Here is a 3,495-nt window from a genome sequence, read left to right as displayed (position 1 = left end):
GGGTGCATTCAATTTATTTAATCTCTATTCTTATGTTCTAATATCTTTCTGCTGTTTAAATCTCTCCTGCGCGTCTTTAAAGGCTGTTTTCATCGCTGCTTGAATCCGTTCAGGATCAGGTTTCTTTCCACCCATAAGATCACCAAAGTAGATGCAGGCTCCTTCACCTAAGGCCCAGGTGTAGGCAGCGGCCCAGGAAGCCGCGATGACGCTACCAAAACCAGGAATCAGTTTGATCAACTCTCGACCGACCGCCTGAGCCAAGAATCCCCCAGCAATGGTACTGGCCACCCCTCCTGCCTGGGAAAAGCTCAGCCGCTGACCATAGAGCTGGCCTAGAGCGACAATCATTGACACCTGGAGAGCCGTAATTGCAGGCATCGTAGCAAAGGGCAGCGGAACCGCCGCCAGTGTGGCCGCAATCACCGAAAAGGCCGAAATATAGCGACGGGCTACGTCTCGATAAATGGCCCCCAGCTGGGTGGTGGCATCATCAGCTTGGTCCAGCAGCTGGTAGATGGCATTGGATTCTGCCTCAGGTAGCTGCTCAGAAAGGACCTGCAACAAAGCATCGAGACCGTAAAAGACTGGGTTGTAACCGTCTTCTTCCAGGGTAAAGTCAATCATGACAGCGCTGTCGTACAGGCCATCAAAACTACGTTTGAGTTCACCAAAGGCGCGCTGGACCGCAGTTTGTGTTGGTGGATAGGGGCTGTGCTCTTCTGCTGCAGTAGAATAAAGTTCGTGGAGACAGGTGACCACCAGAACCACCGGAATGGAGGGATGTTTCTCCCTCACCCGACTGAGAATTTGATGCAGGCTGTCTAGGGCAAAGTCATTAACTTTAACGGTCACTAGCAGGATGCGCGCCCCCCGTGCCTGCTGGTCTAGGTCATCTTGGAGTTCTTGAATGATGCTTTCAATATCACGGTCCACATCACCTAGACCGACCGTATCCGTAAAGAGCAGTAGCGGTAGCTCCTCAGAAGGATAGGCGTAGCGCTGGGTGTGCTGAGTGTGGGGGCGAAATCCCTGGCCAATAATGTCGGCGGATACCCCTGTTAACCCCCGCACCACCGAACTTTTACCCGACTGGGGTTTGCCAATCAGCCAGGCTTCGGTGGTGGGCAGCTCTGCCCTAATTTTTTCAAGGATATGGGCAACTTGCTCATCATCAACAGCGAACCATTGCAGCACCCGTCGGGTGACCTGCTCTAGGGAGGTCCCGCTCGCTTGCCACACAGCCTGCCAGGGCCGCGATGTTAAGCATGGGTGATTATTGGGCTGGGGATTTTGGGCGGATACGGCCATCACATCTCCTCACATGGAGCTTTCGACTGTTTCGACCATATTGTAACGATCCGTTCAACGCCCTTCATGGGGGAACCTTACCCAGATCAGGTACTGATTTCACCACCCGATATTAAATGACAGAGGATATGTGATAACTACAACTTATTACGCAATGTGTAGATTATGATAAATAACTACACTAACTTTTGCTAAGCTCTTAGTAGTGATGCCGTAAAAGTTTATACATATGCCATATACCACTGAAGAAGGTGGACGCCTTAACAATTTTGCTTCTGAGCCAAAAATGTATGAGGCTGAACCCCCGACTGCTAACGAAAAGCGAAACTATATAGTTTTGGGTGCTTTAGGTTCTGCCCTTGTGGTTGGCTTGATTGCTCTAACAACTGTAATTTCTTAGGGTAATACCGCTCAATTAGATGGGGCTCTTAGCGGCACTCATAGTTTGTTTTATTGATTAAATCCTTTTAGGCTCGCAAGGTGTGAGCCTTTTTTAATGGTGAACGCTTAGGAACTGGAGATTAGAGCTAACATCAGGTGTCATGTCCAAGAATGGCAGAGACGTCTATGGTGTCAGTTTGGATCACGGGTCCCACACGGAGTGGCAAAACTCAAACCTTGATTGATTGGCTATTACAGCAGTCAGCTACAGCTGAATGTCCCTGGCTTGTGTTTGCTGCTAATGGCGATAACCGAATGGCACTGGCCCAGCGATTGGTAGCTACGATCCAAGACCAGGTACCCTACACTACTACCACTCCAGCAGGCTTTATTCAAAGCGAAGTGGTTCTCTTTTGGCCATTGCTGGTGGAGTCATTGACTCTAAAGGCCCAGTTTCCGCTCAAGCTGCGGCCTGAAAATGAACAGCTGCTGGCACTACAGCTATGGGAACCCCTGTTACAAGGGGAGCTGCAGGTAGAAGGTTGGCCAGAAACCCAAATGGTGCGGCGAGCTTTAGATTTACTCCAGTTAGCCGCCTCCGCCAGTATTCCCTCCGAAGAGATTACCCAGCGACTGCGACAAGGCATGATGCCAAGTTTAGTTCCGGCAGATGTCTGGGAAGCAATGGGAGCGGCGCTGCTGCAGTGGCGTAGCTGGTGTTTGGAGCGGGGTCTGCTGACCTATGGACTGATGACGGAGCTGTACTGGCGGCATTTGCTGCCGTTGCCTCAGTATCAGGCTCAGCTACTGGAGCGATTTGCGGGGACGGCGGCGGATGATGTGGATGAGTATAGCGCGATCGCACCCCCCTTATTCCAAGTCTTCAAAACCGCAAACCGCCCCCAGGCCTTTACCTACAACCCCAGCGGTCAGGTGCGTCTGGGTGTCGGCGCGGATCCGGCTGCTACATCGGTCTTGGCTACAGACTGCGAACGGGTGCAGCTGCCCCACCCCGGTACCGATAGCCTGGGCTATGCCATCGCCGACGATATGGTGCAGTGGGTGCAAGATCCGCTAGCCGTGCCCGAGCTGCCTGACCAGGTGCAGTTAATCACCGCCACTACCCGAGGCAAAATGCTGCGGCAGACGGCAGACTTTATCGCCGATGCTATCCATCGCGAACAGGTAGCTCCGTCCGACATTGCGGTGATTGGCCCTGGATTAGACGCCATTGCCCGCTACAGTCTGATCGAGATTCTCAGTAAACAGGGGATTGTGGTAGCCTCGCTCAAAGATCAACGCCCCCTCAATAGTTCACCTTTTGTCAGATCGCTGCTCACCCTGCTAGCACTGATCTATCCAGGACTCGGCAGACTGATCGACCGTGATGCGATCGCTGAAATGCTCGTCGTCCTCAGTCAACTTCCAGAAACAGAGGCCAGTCTGCCCTGGTTTGATCTCACCCGCATTGACCCAGTGCGCTCAGAGCTAATCGCCGATCACTGTTTTGTCCCAGACATCGAGCACCCACGGTTGTTGCCGGTGGAAAATTTTCCGCGCTGGGACCGGCTGGGATACGAGGCAACAACGGCCTATAACCGTATTTTGACCTGGCTGGATGAACAAAAGAAACAACAGCAGCAGCGCTATCCAACCAGTCCTGTAATTATGCTGGATCGGGCGGTACAAGACTTTCTATGGCGCGGCAACTATTTACCCATCGATCAGCTATCTGCTCTGCGAGAACTGATGGAAACAGCCCAGTACTTTTGGGATGTGGAACAGCGGCTGGCACTCTATGGC

The 3,495-nt window shown here is 52.4% G+C and carries 3 protein-coding genes; 2 read left to right on the top strand and 1 reads right to left on the bottom strand.

Annotated features, from left to right (window positions below):
• Positions 1 to 30 precede the first annotated feature (30 nt).
• A complete protein-coding gene (locus IQ260_RS28935; RefSeq protein ID WP_193996527.1) occupies positions 31 to 1,311 on the bottom strand; it encodes a YcjF family protein in 1,281 nt (426 codons plus the stop codon).
• A gap of 229 nt (positions 1,312 to 1,540) precedes the next feature.
• Here IQ260_RS28935 and psb34 point away from each other — a divergent pair, with 229 nt between their 5' ends.
• Complete coding sequence (gene psb34, locus IQ260_RS28930) at positions 1,541 to 1,711, top strand: photosystem II assembly protein Psb34 (RefSeq protein ID WP_193996526.1); 171 nt, start codon at positions 1,541 to 1,543, stop codon at positions 1,709 to 1,711.
• A gap of 167 nt (positions 1,712 to 1,878) precedes the next feature.
• Positions 1,879 to 3,495, top strand: a 1,617-nt coding sequence (locus IQ260_RS28925) for a hypothetical protein (RefSeq protein ID WP_228016532.1), incomplete at its 3' end; no start/stop codon positions are given.

This window comes from Leptolyngbya cf. ectocarpi LEGE 11479, assembly GCF_015207065.1.
Taxonomy (GTDB): domain Bacteria; phylum Cyanobacteriota; class Cyanobacteriia; order Phormidesmidales; family Phormidesmidaceae; genus Leptothoe; species Leptothoe ectocarpi.
This window is presented reverse-complemented; position numbering and strand designations above follow the sequence as displayed.